Below are 15,431 nucleotides of genomic sequence, written 5' to 3' on the forward strand. Positions count from 1 at the left end.
CATGGCCGTCACCAATGTGCTCCGGCCGGAGCGGGCGGGACGGTCGGACGAGATGGGCCAGCGTGGGCGCGGTCCCCGCGGCACGGGTCGGGGCGGTGGCCCGGGCCGGAACCGCGGCCGGGGACGAGCGGGCGGCTCCGCTCGCCTCCGCCGCTGGGAGTGGGTCTCCGGGTACACCTTCGTCGCGCCGACCGTCCTGCTGTTCGCGGCGTTCGTCGGCTGGCCGATCCTCTACGCCGCCTACCTGTCGCTGACGCGGTGGAGCGGCTTCGGCATCCCGCAGTTCATCGGGCTCGACAACTACACCCGCATGGCGAACGACCCGGTCGCCCGCCACGCGTTCGTCGTGACCGTGCTCTACGCGGTCGTGACCACGGTCCTCCAGACCGCGATCCCGCTCGTGATCGCGGTGCTCGTCGCGAACGTGTGGAAGGGCCTCAGCGTCGTGGTCCGGACGATCCTGTTCGTCCCCGGCCTGGTGTCGTTCGTCGTCTCGGGTGCGCTGTGGAAGCTCATCTACGACCCGAACATCGGCACGCTCAACCGGACGCTCCGGGGGCTCGGGCTCGGCAGTCTCGCGGCGAACTGGCTCTCGACCCCGTCGCTCGTGCTGCCGGCGATCATCGCGGTGTCACTCTGGATGGCGATCGGCATGAACATGCTCATCTTCTTCGCAGGCATCCAGGGCATCGACCCCTCGCTCTACGAGGCCGCCGAGGTCGACGGCGCCTCCCGGTTCCAGCAGTTCCGGTTCGTGACGATCCCGGGCCTCCGGATCGTGACGGCGATCGTGATCAGCCTGAACCTGATGAACGGCTTCAAGGTGTTCGACATCATCTTCGTCATGACCGGCGGTGGTCCGAGCCACCAGTCCGAGGTGTTCGGCACCTACCTGTACAGCCTCGCGTTCGGGTCCACCGGTGGGTCCGTGCCGCAACTCGGCTACGGCAGTGCCTTCAGCGTCGTCGTCATGCTCCTGTGCGGCGTCGCCGTGCTCGTCCAGATCGTGCTCGCGAGGAGGGCCGCCCGATGACCGCCATCAAGCAACCGGTGTCCCGGACCGACGTCCGCCGCCTCGACCAGGCGCCGCGGCACCGACGGGTCCCGTACGCCCGGTCGATCGCGGCGATCATCCTCGTGGCGATCTGCGCGGTGACGGTGTTCCCGCTGCTGTGGCTGCTGGCGACGTCGCTCCGCCCGGAGAACACCGTGTTCAACGGGCCGTTCTTCCCGACGATGCTCACCACGCGGGCCTACGGCACGGCGTGGACGTCGACGGACTTCGGGCTGCACTTCCTCAACAGCCTCTGGATCACCACGGCGACGGTCGCGGGCGTGCTCGTGTTCGCGTCGATGACCGGGTACGCCTTCGCCAAGCTCCGGTTCCCGTTCAAGAACGTCCTCTACGTCGCGCTCCTGTCGACCCTGATGATGCCGTCGACGGCGCTCATCATCCCGCTCTACCTGCAGCTCAAGAACATCGGGCTGCTCAACAGCCAGTTCGGCCTGCTCGTGCTCTACATCAGCAGTTCGGCACCGTTCGCCATGTTCCTCATGCGGGCCTTCTTCGAGACCCTGCCCGACGAACTCGTCCAGGCCGCGCGGATCGACGGTGCCGGCGAGTTCACGGTGTTCTGGCGGGTGATCCTGCCGTTGGCCCGACCCGGGGTAGCGACGGTCGTCATCTTCCAGTTCCTGTCGACGTGGAACGAGTTCCTCATCGCGAACACGGTGCTGCAGAACACGCGGGCACTGCCGCTCCAGCCGGTCCTGTTCAGCCTCATCGGGCAGTACCAGACCGACTGGCCGTCCCTCGCGGCCGGCCTGACGCTGTCGATCGTGCCGGTCGTGCTCGTGTACGTCTGGATGCAGCGACAGTTCGTCGCGGGCATGACCCTCGGGGCGGTGAAGAGCTGATGGTCGACCTCGGTACCACGATCGATCCCGACCTCGATGGGGCCCCGGGCGGCTGGATGCGGCCCCTCGGGAGGACCGGGCTCACCGTCTCCGCGGTCACCCTCGGCGCCGCACCCCTCGGCAGCATGCCGGAGAACTTCGGCCATGCCGTCGAGGAGGACGACGCGGTCGCCCTCGTCGACCAGGTCCTCCACAGCCCGATCCGGACGATCGACACCGCGAACGGGTACTCGGGCGGCGCGAGCGAACGGCGCATCGGCCTCGGCATCGCGCGCGCCGGCGGCCTGCCGGACGACGTGCTCGTCGTCACGAAGGTGGACGCCCGGGACGGCGACTACTCGGGCGCCCGCGTCCGCGCGTCCGTCCGCGAGAGCCAGGAGCGGCTCGGCATCGACCGGCTGCCGCTCGTGCACCTCCACGACCCCGAGTTCCACGACCTCGACGCGATGACGGCACCGGGTGGCGCGGTCGACACGCTCGTCGCCCTCCGGGACGAGGGCGTCGTCGAGCACATCGGCCTCGCGGGCGGGGACGTCCACGTCATGCGGCGGTACCTCGACCTCGGGGTGTTCGAGGTCCTCCTCGTGCACAACCGCCTGACGCTCGTCGACCGCGGCGCCGAGTCGCTCGTGGCCCGGGCGGCCGAGACCGACGTCGCGGTCGTCAACGCGGCGGTGTTCGGCGGGGGGATCCTCGCCGCACCGCGGAGTGGCCGGACCGACTACGGCTACCGCCCCGCGCCTCCGGCCACTCGCGCCGCCATCACCGCGATGGCCGACGTCTGCGACCGGTACGGGACCGACCTCGCGACGGCGGCGCTCGCCGCGTCCGTGCGGGAGCCGGCGGTCGCGAGCACGATCGTCGGGTTCAGTCGACCCGAGCGGATCGCGACGACCGTCGACGCCGCGACCACGGACCTCCCGGACGACCTGTGGGTGGAACTCGCCGCCCTCCGGCCGGCTCCGGAGCACTGGCTCGACGCCCGCTGAGGCGCCGAGCACCACGACATGGGCCCGCACCGACGCGGGCCCGGGAAGCAGGAGACCATGCCCCTCGTCCGCGTCGACATGCACGCGGCCCTCGCACCACGTCGCGAGGCCATCAGCGCCGCCATCCACAAGGGACTCGTCGACGGGCTCGCGATGCCCGAGGACGACCTGTTCCAGGTCTTCCGGCTCCACGAGCCCGGGGAGCTCGTGTACTCACGGACGTTCCCGAACGCGGACCGCAACGACATCCTCTTCGTGCAGATCCTGCTCGCCCGCATCTACGGTCCCGAGGACAAGCAGCGCATGTACGGGTGCGTGGTCGACGAGCTGGTGGGTGCCGGGGTGAAGCGCGACGAGGTCCTCATCGCCGTGACCGAGAACGAGGGCAGCGACTGGTGCGCCCCGGACAAGGAGGCCTGACGTGGCGTTCACCAGGAGCGATCTGCCCGACGACTTCGTCATCGGCACCGCCACGGCCGCGTACCAGGTCGAGGGGTCGGTCGACGTCGACGGCCGCGGACCGAGCATCTGGGACGACTTCGCCCGCGTCCCCGGCGCGATCACCGACGGCTCGACGGGCGACCCGGCCGACGACCACCTCCGCCGGTACCGCGAGGACGTCGCGATCATGGCGGACCTCGGCGTCGACGCGTACCGGTTCTCGGTCGCGTGGCCGCGCGTCCAGGCGGACGGCACCGGGCCGGCGAACCAGGCGGGGCTCGACCACTACCGCCGCCTCGCGGAGTCACTGCTCGAGCGGGGCATCACCCCGTGGGCGACGCTGTACCACTGGGACCTCCCGAGCGCGCTCGAGGCGCGGGGCGGCTGGCTCGAGCGGGACACGGCGGACCGGTTCGCGGAGTACGCGGGCCTCGTCGTCGCGGGCCTCGGTGACCTCGTCGACCACTGGATCACCCTGAACGAGCCGTGGTGCTCGGCGTTCCTCGGGTACGCGTCGGGTGTGCACGCGCCGGGCAAGCAGCTCGGGACCCGTGCCGCGCACGCGGCCCACCACCTGATGCTCGGGCACGGGCGTGCCGTCCCGGCCATCCGTGCTGCCGCCCGGCCGACCGCGCAGGTCGGGGTCACGCTCAACCTCTACTCGGTGCGGTCGGCGACCGACTCGGCCGACGACCGCGACGCCGCCCGACGCATCGACGGCCTCCAGAACCGGCTGTTCCTCGAGCCGCTGCTCCTCGGCCACTACCCGGAGGACGTCGTCCGTGACCTCGGGGAGCAGGACTGGTTCGCGGCGAACCCCGAGTCCGACGCCGCCGAGATCGCGGCGGACGTCGACTTCGTGGGCGTCAACTACTACAGCCGGCACACCGTGCGGGCCGGTGGCGGGACCGGCGCGGCGACCAACGCCGGTGGCGCCGTCGGCGCGGTGAGCGCGAACCCGGGCAGCGAGTTCGTCGAGACCGTCGACACCGGTGCACCGCGCACGCAGATGGGGTGGGAGATCCACCCGGACGGCCTCGTCGACGTCCTGCGCATGGTCCACACGCTCCGGCCCGAGCTGCCGATCGCGGTCACCGAGAACGGCGCGGCCTACGAGGACGTGGTCGACGAGACGGGTGCCATCGAGGACGAGGAGCGCCGTGCGTACGTCGAGGCGCACCTCGCGGCGTGCGCCGACGCGGTCCGCGAGGGGATCCCGCTCCGCGGGTACTTCTGCTGGAGCCTCCTCGACAACTGGGAGTGGGCGTTCGGGTACACGCGCCGCTTCGGCATCGTGCACGTCGACTACGCCACCCAGCAGCGGACCGTCAAGCGGAGCGGCCGCTGGCTGGCCGGCGTGCTCGGCGGCCCCCTCGCGACCACCACCGAGCAGTCAGGAGCCCAGGCATGACCACCACCGACACGGACCGCACCGACCCGGCCGCCGCTGAGCCACCGCTGCGCACCTCGGCGGTCGCGACCAAGCGCCTCCCGACCGTCGCACCGACCCGGTACGCGCTCGTCGGCAACGGGTGGCGCACCGAGGTCTACCTCCGGGTGGCGCAGCTGTTGCCCGACCGGTTCCGGGTGACCGGCGTGGTGACTCGTCGAGCCGAGGCCGGGGCGGAACTCGAGCGCCGGTGGGGCGTCCCGACCTGGCGGACGCTCGACGACCTCCTGGCCGCGGAGCGTCCCGAGTTCGTCGTGCCGAGCGTCCCGTGGCCGGTGACGCCCGGGCTCGTCCGCGAGCTCGTCGGACGCGGGGTCCCCGTGCTCACCGAGACGCCGCCGGCGCCGGACCTCGACGGCATGCGGTCGCTCTGGGCCGACGTCGGCGCGGCGGACCTCGTCCAGGTCGCCGAGCAGTACCTGCTCATGCCGCTCCACGCCGCTCGGCTGGCAGCGGTGCGGGACGGGGTAGTCGGTGTCCCGACCTCCGTGCACGTCAGCTCGACGCACCTGTACCACGCGGTGTCGATGATCCGCGGGTTCCTCGACGTCGCCCCGGGGCCGGTGACCGTGCGGTCCGTGACCTCGACCGCGCCCCTGGTCGACCCGATCACGCCGGACGGCTGGACGCACGACACGGAGCCGAAGCCGGCCCGGACGATCCTGTCGACGCTCGACCTCGGGGACGGCCGCACGGGGCTCTACGACTTCACGGACAACCAGTGGTGGAACCCGGTGCGTCCGGACCACCTGGCGGTCCGCGGGTCGACGGGCGAGCTCCACGACGAGACCCTCGTGCGCATGCTCGACGCCACGACCCCGGTGACGTCGCGGTTCGAGCGGGCGCAGACCGGCCACGGCATGGACTACGAGGGGCTCGACACGACGCACATCAGCCTCGACGGGCGCCCGGTGTGGCGGAACCTGTACGAGGGCGGACGCCTCATGGACGACGACCTCGCCGTCGCCGAGCTGCTGACGCGCACCGGCGCATGGACCCGCGACGAGGCCCCGGGCCCCTACCCGCTCGCCGAGGGCCTGCACGACCACCACGTCGGGCTCGCCATCGAGGAGGCCGCTGGCACCGGCACAGCGGTGACGATCTCGAACGAGCCCTGGGTGACGTCGCGTGCGTGACGTCGCCGGCCCTCCCGGCCGATCCGCGCCGTCGTTCGTCGCGACCGCGCTCTTCGATGGCGTCACGCTCGACGGCTGGCACGCCGTCCCGCGCACGCCCGTGGCCGCACGGCCGGGAGGCCCGGCACCGGACCCCGCGTCACCCGCGGTCCGCGACGCCCTCGCCACGAGTGGTGCGTGGTCCGTGGTCGACGGCGCCGTCGTGGGTGGCCAGGAGCGCCGCGGACTCGGCGGCTACCTGGTCAGCGACGAGGTGTTCGGTGACGTCGACCTGACGGTGCTGGTGCGACCGGACTGGCCCGCGGACACCGGGATCATGCTCCGAGCCTCGGCGCTCGGGTCGCAGGGGTACCAGGTGCTCGTCGACCACCGGCCGTCCGGCTCCATCGGCGGGTTCTACGGCAACGGGATCGGCGGGTTCCACGCCGTCGGGTTCGCCGTCGACGCCGTCCGCGACGCCGGCGGGCGAGCGGTCGGTCTGACCGAGGACGACCCGGTGACGAGCCGCGAGCCGGTGACGCCGGAGAAGCGGGCCCTGCTGACGTACGCCGCCAGCGCCGAGGCGTTCCTCGCCGCGTGGCGATGGGACGACTGGAACGAGCTCCGGATCCGGTGCGTGGGGGAGTGGCCGGTGCTGACGACCTGGGTCAACGGGCTCCTCGTCGCCGAGTGCGACACCGGGGCGCTCCCACCGGACCGGTTCGACCGCGCCGCCGTCCGCGCCCTGCTCGGTCGCGCCGGGCACATCGCGCTCGAGGTGCACGACAACGACCCCGCGCTCGGGGACGAGCGGTGGGGGCCGGGCGCGGTCGTGCGGTGGCGGGACCTGCGGGTCGTGCGGCTCGACTGACCGACGCCGCCGGGTCCGCCGGAGTCGTGGAGTCGCGGGGTCCGCCGGGGCCGCCGGGTCCGCCAGGGCCGCCGCGTCAGCCGCGACCGGCGCGGGTCCGCGTCAGCCGGGCGTGGAGCACGGCGGCGGCAGCGCCGAGCGCGGCGGCGTCCCGGCCGACGGCGCTCATCGCCACGTGCACGGGATGCGTGCCCCGCATCACCGCGTGCGCGTGGAGCTCCCGCTGCACCGCCCGCAGGTAGCGCTCGCCGGCGGTGGCGAACCCCGGGCCCGCGAGGTAGACCTCGTCGAGGTCGAGCAGGTTGACGAGGTTCAGGATCGCCCGCGCCAGGTACTCGGCGGACTCCTCGACGAGGGCGAGCGCGCCGGTGTCGCCCTGGACGGCCGCGGCCGCGACGCGTGCGAAGGTCGCGCGGACGTCGGCCGTCACCGCCCGGGCGTCGTCGCCGTCCGTGGTGGTGTCGATGCCGAGCCGCGCGACGAGGGCCGCGTCGGTGCGGGCTCGTGCGACGACGGCGGCGGGCGCGGCGAGGACCTCGAGGCAGCCGCGGGACCCACACCAGCAGGGCGGCCCGTCCCACCGCAGGGACATGTGCCCGATCTCCCCGGCGTTCGACGACGCGCCCCGGTGGACGTCGCCTCCGACGAGCAGCCCGCACCCGATGCCCGTCGCCATGTAGACGGTGGCGAAGTCGCGCGTGGACGGCACGCGGCCCGACCAGAACTCGCCGAGGGCGGCGCAGTTCGCGTCGTTGTCGACCGTGACCGGCAGGTCGGTCGCCGCGGTGAGCGCGTGCCCGAGCGCGAAGTCGTCCCACTCGCTCCACGAGTCGGTGGACCGGAGCACCCGACCGGGCAGGTCGAGCCGTCCCTCGCCGGCGACGCCGATCCCGATCACGGTGTCGCGGTCGATCCCGTGGTCGGCGAGCATGACGGCGACGTCCCGGGCGACGCGGGCCACGACGGCCTCGGGTGACTCGGTCCCGGTCCCCGCGACGCTCCGTGCGTCGATCGGGCGACCGCTGAGGTCGACGAGGACGTACACGTCCTGCGCGGTGTCCAGGGCGACCCCGACCGCGTAGCCGGCGGTGCTGTTCAGCTCGAGCAGGACGGCGCGTTTGCCGCCGGTCGACTCCGCGTACCCGACCTCGGACACGAGGCCGTCGTCGAGCAGGGTCCGGACGATCTTCGAGATCGTCGCGTTCGTCAGTCCGGACCGCTCCGCGAGCTCCGTGCGGCTGATGGTGCCACTCGAGCGGATGAGGTCCACGATCGCGCTCCGGGTCTCGGCGACCGAGGCGCCCTTGAGGCGACGGATCGGTGCGTCGGGGCGGACCGTGACCATCGTGTCGTCCTCCTCGTCACTCCTGGCCCCACGGTACCGGGTGCGGGGGCGCGGCCCGTCACGGCGGGCCTCCCGCCGGACGTCCCCGGCTCGGGTTAGGGTTCCGGTCATGGCCGGGAGCACCAAGTCGTCGTCGCGCGCATCCTCGGGGTCCCGCGCGTCCTCGAGGTCGCGGGCGTCCTCGCCCGCGCGCGGGTCCGGCGGCACGGGGGCCCGCGGCAGCACCTCCCGGACCCAGGCGACCACCCGGAAGCTCCCGCAACCGGTCGAGGTCGTCGGGCCGAACCCCCTCGTGACCGCCTGGACGGGTGCAGCGCACGGTGTCGGCGCGGTGTTCCGGCTGCTCGGCAAGGAGTCGCTCGAGCACGACGAACGACGCGACGGCTTCCCGTTCCTGCTGTTCCTGCTCGCGATCGCCGGTGCCGTGGTCGAGTGGCTCAACCCCGCCAACCCGGTCGCGGTGGCCCTGGACGCCTACACGTTCGGTGGTCTGTTCGGTCGGCTCGCGGTCGCGTTGCCGGTCATCATGATCGTGTTCGCCGGGTGGTTGTTCCGGCATCCCGCGTCCGTGCACGACAACACCCGCATCGGCATCGGCCTGGGGTTGCTCGTCATCGGCATCTCCTCCGTCTGTCACATCTACGGCGGTCAGCCCCCGGCGTCCGACGGCATGCCCGTGCTCGCACAGGCGGGCGGGATCATCGGCTGGGTGGTGATCGGCTGGATCGTCGCGGCCGCGACCGCGTGGATCGCCACCCCCGTGGCCGTGGCGCTCATCGCGCTCTCGCTGTTCATCATCACGAAGACGCCGCCGAACCACGTGGGTCGACGCGTGCACGAGCTCTACGCGTACCTGTTCGGCACGCCGGGGCCGGCTCCGATCGACGCGGACGCACCCGCGCCCGTGGCACCGCGCCGTGGCCGGAACACCTCGTCGTCGTCGTCGTTCGACCCGTTCGAGGACCTCGACGGCGACGGCGACGGCAGCGGCGACGGCTCGGGCGAGGGCGAGCCTGGGGCGCTCCCGTGGTGGCGGCGCAACAAGACCGGGCGCGAGGAGGATCCCGCCTACGACACCCCCGTGCTCCCGCATGCCGAGACGTCCGGCGCCGCGGCCGCCACCGGCCGCGGCGCCGCGGCTGCGCCGGTCGCCCCGGGTCCGGTCGGGGTCGCGGGAGCGGTGGGCTCGGGCGCCGCGGCGGGCCTCGTCGACCTGACGCCGGCCGAACCCGTGTCGGTCAACCTCAACGACTCGCTCGAACAGGACGTCGCCGCGGACCTCGACCGCGCCGAGGAGGCCCTCCGTGCGTTCGACGCGCAGGCGCCGGGCCGCGTGCGCCACGACGAGGCCCAGGCCGCGACCGAGGTCATCCGTCCCGCCGTGGCCGAGCCCGTCACGGACGTGCTGCCCCTCGACGAAGACGAGCAGGACGGCCTGCCCGACACGACCGCCGACGACGCTCCGGCCGCGCCCTACCGCCTGCCCGCCGCCTCGACGCTGAGCCCGGGCACCCCCGCGACGGCGCACAGCACCGCGAACGACGAGATGGTCGCGGCGATCACCGGCGTCCTCACCGAGTTCAAGGTCGACGCCAAGGTCACCGGGTTCTCGCGCGGCCCGACGGTCACCCGGTACGAGATCGAGCTCGGCCCGGGGGTCAAGGTCGAGCGCGTCACGGCGTTGAGCAAGAACCTGTCGTACGCGGTCGCCTCGAACGAGGTCCGCATCCTCTCGCCCATCCCCGGCAAGAGCGCGATCGGCGTCGAGATCCCGAACTCGGACCGCGAGATCGTCTCGCTCGGCGACGTGCTGCGGTCGAACGCGGCCACGAAGTCGAAGCACCCGATGACCATCGGCGTCGGCAAGGACGTCGAGGGCGGCTTCGTCGTGGCGAACCTCGCGAAGATGCCGCACCTCCTGGTCGCCGGCTCCACGGGGTCCGGCAAGTCGAGCTTCGTCAACTCGATGATCACGTCGCTCCTCATGCGCGCGAAGCCGAGCGAGGTCCGCATGGTCCTCGTCGACCCGAAGCGCGTCGAGCTCTCGATCTACGCCGGTGTCCCGCACCTCATCACCCCCATCATCACGAACCCGAAGAAGGCGGCCGAGGCGCTGCAGTGGGTCGTGAAGGAGATGGACATGCGGTACGACGACCTCGCGTCGTTCGGGTTCCGGCACGTCGACGACTTCAACCGTGCCGTGGCGAACGACGAGATCGTCCTGCCCGCCGGCAGCGAGCGGAAGCTCAAGCCCTACCCGTACCTCCTCGTCGTGGTGGACGAGCTCGCGGACCTCATGCTCGTCGCCCCGCGCGACGTCGAGGACTCGATCGTCCGCATCACGCAGCTCGCCCGGGCGGCCGGGATCCACCTCGTCCTCGCGACGCAGCGTCCCTCGGTGGACGTCGTCACGGGGCTCATCAAGGCGAACGTGCCGTCGCGGCTCGCGTTCGCGGTGACGAGCGTGACGGACTCCCGGGTCATCCTCGACCAGCCGGGAGCCGACAAGCTCATCGGCCAGGGCGACGGACTGTTCCTGCCGATGGGGTCGTCGAAGGCCGTCCGCGTGCAGGGCGCCTGGGTGCAGGAGAGCGAGATCGCCGAGGTCGTCGCGCACGTCACCCGCCAGGCCCGCCCGGAGTACCGCCAGGACGTCCAGGCGGTCGTCGAGCGCAAGGAGATCGACGCCGACATCGGTGACGACCTCGAGCTCCTCCTCGCGGCCGTGGAGCAGGTCGTCTCGACGCAGTTCGGGTCGACCTCGATGCTCCAGCGGAAGCTCCGCGTGGGCTTCGCCAAGGCGGGGCGGCTCATGGACCTCATGGAGTCACGCGAGATCGTCGGGCCGAGCGAGGGCTCGAAGGCCCGCGACGTCCTCATCACGGTCGAGCAGCTTCCCGAGACCCTCGCGCGACTCCGGGGTGAGGAGCCCCCCGCGCCGGCCGCCCCGGTCACCCCGACGCGCGACGGCGCGGAGGGCGACGCCGGGTACCGCGGGTCCGACGACCCGGTCGCCGACATGACCCGTGGGTACGATGAGGTCGAGAGCGATCCGGACGAGGACGCCTGGAGCCTGACCGGCAGGGAGTGATCACCATGAGCGCCTCCGGTGAGTCCACCGCGACGCAGAAGCGGTTCCCGTGGCGGGGGCGGGTGATCCGATCGGGATCGGGGCCGGCGTCGACCGCGAACGTCGCCAACGTCATCACCGTCATCCGGATCCTGATGGCGCCGGTGTTCTTCGTCTTCCTGCTGCTCGACGCGGGGCAGGACGGCCCCCTCCGGATCTGGGCAGCCGTGCTGTTCGTCGTCGCGATCGTCACCGACAGCGCCGACGGCATCATCGCCCGCCGGCAGAACCTCGTCACCGACTTCGGCAAGCTCGTCGACCCGATCGCCGACAAGGTGCTCATCGGCGGCGCCCTCGTCTCGCTCTCGGTGCTCGGGGAACTGCCCTGGTACGTCACCGTCCTCATCATGGTGCGCGAGATCGGCATCACGGTCTTCCGCTTCGCGGTGCTGAGCGACCGGGTCATCCCCGCGAGCCGCGGTGGCAAGGTCAAGACGGTCCTGCAGGCCGTCGCGATCACCCTGGCCCTCATCCCCTTCTGGAACGTCTTCGGCGGTTGGGTGCACGTCGTCGACGCCGTCCTCATGGTGTTGGCGTTCCTCGCGACGATCCTGAGCGGTCTCGACTACCTGTGGCAGGCCTGGCGGCACGGCCGGGAGGCGCGGTGACGGTCACCGACGCACCCGACGCTGTCGTGCCTCCCGGCTCGCTGGCGGTCGCGATCGTGCGCGCACTCGCGGCGCGCGGCGAGACGCTCGCCGTCGCGGAGTCGCTCACCGGCGGTCTCGTCGTGGCGGAGCTCGTCGCCGTCCCGGGTGCGAGCGCGGTCGTGCGCGGGGGTGTGGTCGCCTACGCGACGCCGTTGAAGCACCAGTTGCTCGGCGTCGACGCGGCGCTGCTGGCGACTCGGGGGGCGGTCGATCCGGAGGTCGCGCGGCAGATGGCGACCGGGGTGCGTGCGGCGACGGCGGTCGACGGCCTCGCGGCGACCTGGGGCATCAGCACGACGGGCGTCGCCGGACCGGAACCGCAGGACGGCAAGCCGGTCGGCACGGTGTTCGTCGGGATCGCGCGGGCCGGTGTCGCGGAGGCGTCCGAACTCCGGCTGGATGGTGACCGTGCGGCAATCCGCGCGGGGGCCGTCTCCGAACTCCTCACACGCTTGCACCAGGCGGTCACGGCGAGCACGTCCGGGGAATAGGGCGCGTTTCCATCCGGTTACAAGTGGTGCATTCACAAGCACCACCCAGAGCCCCCTGGTTAGCATGCACGAACCGGCGGCGATAGTGTTGCTGTCCCGTTCTCGGTCACCGGGATCGAGCGGGATCGGGATGACAGGAAGGAGGAGTTCTCATGGTTCTCGTTCGTCAGGAAATCGGCGATGTCCTGCGGGACTTCCGCTTGCAGAAGGGCCGGACCCTCCGTCAGGTCGCCAGCAAGGCCAGTGTCGCGCTCGGATACCTGAGCGAGGTGGAGCGCGGTCAGAAGGAAGCCAGCTCCGAGATCCTCGCTTCGGTCGCCGACGCGCTCGACACGCCCATCTCGGTCATCATGCGCGAAGTCGGTGACCGCCTCGCGGTCGTCGAGGGGATCACCTCCCCGGTTCCGGACATGCTGCCGGACGACCTCGTCGCCGAGTTCGACAACGACCTCGCGGTGCGCTGAGCGCAGTCCGCGTCGGAACGCCCCGGTCCTGCTGGACCGGGGCGTTCCGCATTCCGGGGCGCGGCGATCAGGGCCAGCGGCGGTGGCCGCCTCGACGAGCGCGTCCGGCCCCGCCTCGTGTCCGGGGTCCTGGCTACCATGGGACCGTGCGCGTGAGTGAGTTCTGGCAGGCGGTCGAGGACGAGTTCGGTCCGGCCTACGGTCAGGTGGTCACGCGCGACGTCGTCCTCGGGGCGGTGGGCGGACGGTCGGCGGCCGACGCGCTCGCGGCGGGGGTGCCGGCCCGCGACGTCTGGGAGGCCCTGTGCGACGCGCAGGACGTGCCCGTCGGACGGCGGCACGGCAAGGGCCTCCGCGCTCCGCGCGACTGACGCCCACTCGAACACGTCTTCGGCGTGTTGCTCGAACGGGTGTTCGACCCGGGTGCTAGCGTCCTGCACAGATGCTCGTGGCGACGTACCATCCACAGCGGTCTGCTCTCGGCGTGGTGATGTCGGTGGCCGGTCGTAGGTTCGGTCCATCGGATGAGCATCCGAGCCTTGTCGGTGAACCGAGGACCCTGCCCCACCGGTCCTCGCGAAGGCGACAGCCTACAGGCGCCGTACACGAGCAGAAGGAGCGCATCATGCCCTCACCCGCAGACCGCGAGAAGGCCCTCGAGACCGCACTCGCCCAGATCGACCGACAGTTCGGCAAGGGCACGGTGATGCGCCTCGGGAGTGACGAACGCGCCCCCGTCGCCACCATCCCCACCGGATCCGTGGCGCTCGACGTCGCTCTCGGCATCGGCGGCCTCCCGCGTGGTCGCATCATCGAGATCTACGGTCCGGAGTCCTCCGGCAAGACGACCCTGACGCTGCACGCCATCGCGAACGCGCAGCGCAACGGCGGCATCGCGGCCTTCATCGACGCGGAGCACGCCCTCGACCCCGAGTACGCGAAGAAGCTCGGCGTCGACATCGACGCGCTCCTCGTCTCCCAGCCCGACACGGGTGAGCAGGCGCTCGAGATCGCGGACATGCTCGTCCGTTCGGGCTCGATCGACCTGGTCGTGGTCGACTCCGTGGCCGCGCTCGTGCCCCGCGCCGAGATCGAGGGCGAGATGGGCGACTCGCACGTCGGCCTCCAGGCCCGCCTCATGTCGCAGGCACTCCGGAAGCTGGCCGGTGGGCTCAACCAGACGCAGACCACGATGATCTTCATCAACCAGCTGCGCGAGAAGATCGGCGTGTTCTTCGGCAGCCCGGAGACCACCGCTGGCGGTAAGGCGCTCAAGTTCTACGCCTCGGTCCGGCTGGACATCCGCCGCATCGAGACCCTGAAGGACGGCACCGAGGCCGTGGGCAACCGCACCCGGGTCAAGGTCGTCAAGAACAAGATGGCGCCGCCCTTCAAGCAGGCCGAGTTCGACATCCTCTACGGCGTGGGGATCTCGCGGGAGGGCTCGTTGCTCGACTTCGGTGTGGAGCACGGCATCGTCAAGAAGTCGGGCGCCTGGTACACGTACGAGGGCGACCAGCTCGGCCAGGGCAAGGAGAACTCGCGCAACTTCCTCATCCAGAACGGCGACATCGCCGCCGAGATCGAGCGCAAGATCCTCGCGAAGCTCGGTGTCGGTGCTGCCGCTGCCACCGCTGACGCCCCGGCGCCGGTCGAGTCCCTCGAGAAGAAACTCGCCGCCAAGAAGGGCGCGTGAGCTCCCGGGACAGCTCCATGCCTGACGACGGCCTCGCACCGGTCACCGACATCTTCGGTGCGCGGTCGTCGGCACGGGCGACGTCGTCCCGGCGCGGACCGGCGGAAGGCGGAGCACCGTCTGCCGAGCCCGACGCACGCGGCGCGAGCATGGGCGGCCCGGACGGGGATGACGCGATCCCGGTCGGTCTCGTCCGCGACGAGACCGACGTCGACCGCCCGGACGCCTCCGACGCGTGGCTCCCTCCGGTGACGGGTTCCACCGTCGGGTCCGTCGAGACCGTCGGGCCCGCCGCCCCGGTGCGCCGACTGCGGGCTGCCGACCGGGACGATGACGCCGAGCACGAGACGGTCGAGTCGCCACCCACGCACGACGAGTTGCTCGCCGAGGCAGAGCGGATCAGCATCCGGGCGCTCAGCCGCCGTGGCACGAGCACGTCCGAGCTGCGGACCGCCCTCCTCGGCCGCGAACTCCCCGAGGACATCGTCGAGCACGAGATCGCTCGACTCACCCGGGTCGGTCTCCTCGACGACGTGCGGCTCGCTGCCGACCTCGTCGACCGTCTGCACGACCGCAAGGGCCTGGGGCGACAAGGCGTGGTGGCGGAGCTCCGGCGGCGGGGCGTCGACCAGGCGGCGATCGACGCGGCCCTGGCGGACCAGGACGACGACGCGGCGGAGTCCGAGCGTGCGATCGAGTTGGCCCGCAAGCGCGCCGGACAGATGCGGGGGCTCGACCACGAGACCGCGGAGCGCCGGCTCTCGGGGTTCCTCATGCGCAAGGGCTACGGCGGATCGGTCGTGCGGACCGCCGTTCGGATCGCACTCGACGGCGGCGGCCGACGGGGTGGCGTGCGCTTCGAGTAGGCGGGC

15 protein-coding genes are annotated in these 15,431 nt (G+C 72.0%); 14 read left to right on the plus strand and 1 reads right to left on the minus strand.

Going from position 1 to position 15,431, the window contains the following annotated elements; all coding sequences use genetic code 11:
* The first annotated feature begins 1 nt into the window (after position 1).
* Genes DEI82_RS13710 through DEI82_RS13740 form a run of 7 tightly spaced genes read left to right on the plus strand, consistent with a single transcriptional unit; the run spans position 2 to position 6,783 of the window.
* Entirely contained in the window at positions 2-1,033 is a 1,032-nt protein-coding gene (locus DEI82_RS13710; protein ID WP_111037299.1) for a carbohydrate ABC transporter permease, read from the plus strand.
* Positions 1,030-1,917: a carbohydrate ABC transporter permease gene (locus tag DEI82_RS13715; protein WP_111037300.1), complete on the plus strand. Its 888-nt coding sequence runs from the start codon at positions 1,030-1,032 to the stop codon at positions 1,915-1,917. The genes DEI82_RS13710 and DEI82_RS13715 overlap by 4 nt, the downstream gene beginning before the upstream one ends.
* Positions 1,917-2,906, plus strand: coding sequence for an aldo/keto reductase (locus DEI82_RS13720; protein ID WP_181435217.1), 990 nt, complete (start codon positions 1,917-1,919; stop codon positions 2,904-2,906). The genes DEI82_RS13715 and DEI82_RS13720 overlap by 1 nt, the downstream gene beginning before the upstream one ends.
* Positions 2,907-2,963: 57 nt before the next feature.
* Positions 2,964-3,326, plus strand: a complete 363-nt coding sequence (locus DEI82_RS13725; RefSeq protein WP_111011143.1) for a tautomerase family protein — start codon at positions 2,964-2,966, stop codon at positions 3,324-3,326.
* A gap of 1 nt (position 3,327) precedes the next feature.
* Complete coding sequence (locus DEI82_RS13730) at positions 3,328-4,758, plus strand: GH1 family beta-glucosidase (RefSeq protein WP_111011111.1); 1,431 nt, start codon at positions 3,328-3,330, stop codon at positions 4,756-4,758.
* Complete coding sequence (locus tag DEI82_RS13735; RefSeq protein WP_111037301.1) at positions 4,755-5,933, plus strand: Gfo/Idh/MocA family protein; 1,179 nt, start codon at positions 4,755-4,757, stop codon at positions 5,931-5,933. Before DEI82_RS13730 ends, DEI82_RS13735 begins: the two co-directional genes overlap by 4 nt.
* Positions 5,926-6,783, plus strand: coding sequence for a DUF1080 domain-containing protein (locus tag DEI82_RS13740; RefSeq protein WP_111011113.1), 858 nt, complete (start codon positions 5,926-5,928; stop codon positions 6,781-6,783). The genes DEI82_RS13735 and DEI82_RS13740 overlap by 8 nt, the downstream gene beginning before the upstream one ends.
* Positions 6,784-6,859: 76 nt before the next feature.
* Here the strand turns inward: DEI82_RS13740 and DEI82_RS13745 are convergent, their stop codons facing one another.
* Positions 6,860-8,128, minus strand: a complete 1,269-nt coding sequence (locus DEI82_RS13745) for an ROK family transcriptional regulator (RefSeq protein WP_111011114.1) — start codon at positions 8,126-8,128, stop codon at positions 6,860-6,862.
* A 109-nt stretch (positions 8,129-8,237) separates the two neighbouring features.
* Here DEI82_RS13745 and DEI82_RS13750 point away from each other — a divergent pair, with 109 nt between their 5' ends.
* From DEI82_RS13750 to DEI82_RS13780, 7 genes are all read left to right on the plus strand, one after another.
* The gene (locus tag DEI82_RS13750; protein WP_111037302.1) at positions 8,238-11,219 is read left to right on the plus strand and encodes a DNA translocase FtsK; all 2,982 of its coding nucleotides are present in this window, start codon (positions 8,238-8,240) and stop codon (positions 11,217-11,219) included.
* 5 nt (positions 11,220-11,224) lie between these two features.
* Positions 11,225-11,866 carry a CDP-diacylglycerol--glycerol-3-phosphate 3-phosphatidyltransferase gene (pgsA, locus tag DEI82_RS13755; protein WP_111011144.1) on the plus strand — a complete coding sequence of 214 codons (642 nt, stop codon included), beginning with the start codon at positions 11,225-11,227 and terminating at the stop codon, positions 11,864-11,866.
* Positions 11,863-12,399 carry a CinA family protein gene (locus DEI82_RS13760; RefSeq protein WP_258372069.1) on the plus strand — a complete coding sequence of 179 codons (537 nt, stop codon included), beginning with the start codon at positions 11,863-11,865 and terminating at the stop codon, positions 12,397-12,399. Before pgsA ends, DEI82_RS13760 begins: the two co-directional genes overlap by 4 nt.
* Before the next feature lie 152 nt (positions 12,400-12,551).
* The gene (locus DEI82_RS13765; RefSeq protein WP_111011116.1) at positions 12,552-12,863 is read left to right on the plus strand and encodes a helix-turn-helix domain-containing protein; all 312 of its coding nucleotides are present in this window, start codon (positions 12,552-12,554) and stop codon (positions 12,861-12,863) included.
* 146 nt (positions 12,864-13,009) lie between these two features.
* On the plus strand, positions 13,010-13,234 hold the full coding sequence (locus DEI82_RS13770; RefSeq protein ID WP_111011117.1) for a DUF3046 domain-containing protein: 225 nt from the start codon (positions 13,010-13,012) through the stop codon (positions 13,232-13,234).
* A gap of 254 nt (positions 13,235-13,488) precedes the next feature.
* Positions 13,489-14,559, plus strand: coding sequence for a recombinase RecA (recA, locus tag DEI82_RS13775; protein WP_111014006.1), 1,071 nt, complete (start codon positions 13,489-13,491; stop codon positions 14,557-14,559).
* A 17-nt stretch (positions 14,560-14,576) separates the two neighbouring features.
* The gene (locus DEI82_RS13780) at positions 14,577-15,425 is read left to right on the plus strand and encodes a regulatory protein RecX (protein WP_111014005.1); all 849 of its coding nucleotides are present in this window, start codon (positions 14,577-14,579) and stop codon (positions 15,423-15,425) included.
* Positions 15,426-15,431: the final 6 nt, after the last annotated feature.

Origin of the sequence: Curtobacterium sp. MCBD17_019, assembly GCF_003234555.1 — a bacterium.
Taxonomy (GTDB): Bacteria; Actinomycetota; Actinomycetes; order Actinomycetales; family Microbacteriaceae; genus Curtobacterium.

Excerpts from the sequence above, each read along its gene's own strand:
- DEI82_RS13710 (WP_111037299.1), top strand. The coding sequence starts at position 2 with ATGGCCGTCACCAATGTGCTCCGGCCGGAGCGGGCGGGACGGTCGGAC.
- DEI82_RS13715 (WP_111037300.1), top strand. The coding sequence starts at position 1,030 with ATGACCGCCATCAAGCAACCGGTGTCCCGGACCGACGTCCGCCGCCTC.
- DEI82_RS13720 (WP_181435217.1), top strand. The coding sequence starts at position 1,917 with ATGGTCGACCTCGGTACCACGATCGATCCCGACCTCGATGGGGCCCCG.
- DEI82_RS13725 (WP_111011143.1), top strand. The coding sequence starts at position 2,964 with ATGCCCCTCGTCCGCGTCGACATGCACGCGGCCCTCGCACCACGTCGC.
- DEI82_RS13735 (WP_111037301.1), top strand. The coding sequence starts at position 4,755 with ATGACCACCACCGACACGGACCGCACCGACCCGGCCGCCGCTGAGCCA.
- DEI82_RS13745 (WP_111011114.1), bottom strand. The coding sequence starts at position 8,128 with ATGGTCACGGTCCGCCCCGACGCACCGATCCGTCGCCTCAAGGGCGCC.
- DEI82_RS13750 (WP_111037302.1), top strand. The coding sequence starts at position 8,238 with ATGGCCGGGAGCACCAAGTCGTCGTCGCGCGCATCCTCGGGGTCCCGC.
- pgsA (WP_111011144.1), top strand. The coding sequence starts at position 11,225 with ATGAGCGCCTCCGGTGAGTCCACCGCGACGCAGAAGCGGTTCCCGTGG.
- DEI82_RS13765 (WP_111011116.1), top strand. The coding sequence starts at position 12,552 with ATGGTTCTCGTTCGTCAGGAAATCGGCGATGTCCTGCGGGACTTCCGC.
- recA (WP_111014006.1), top strand. The coding sequence starts at position 13,489 with ATGCCCTCACCCGCAGACCGCGAGAAGGCCCTCGAGACCGCACTCGCC.
- DEI82_RS13780 (WP_111014005.1), top strand. The coding sequence starts at position 14,577 with ATGCCTGACGACGGCCTCGCACCGGTCACCGACATCTTCGGTGCGCGG.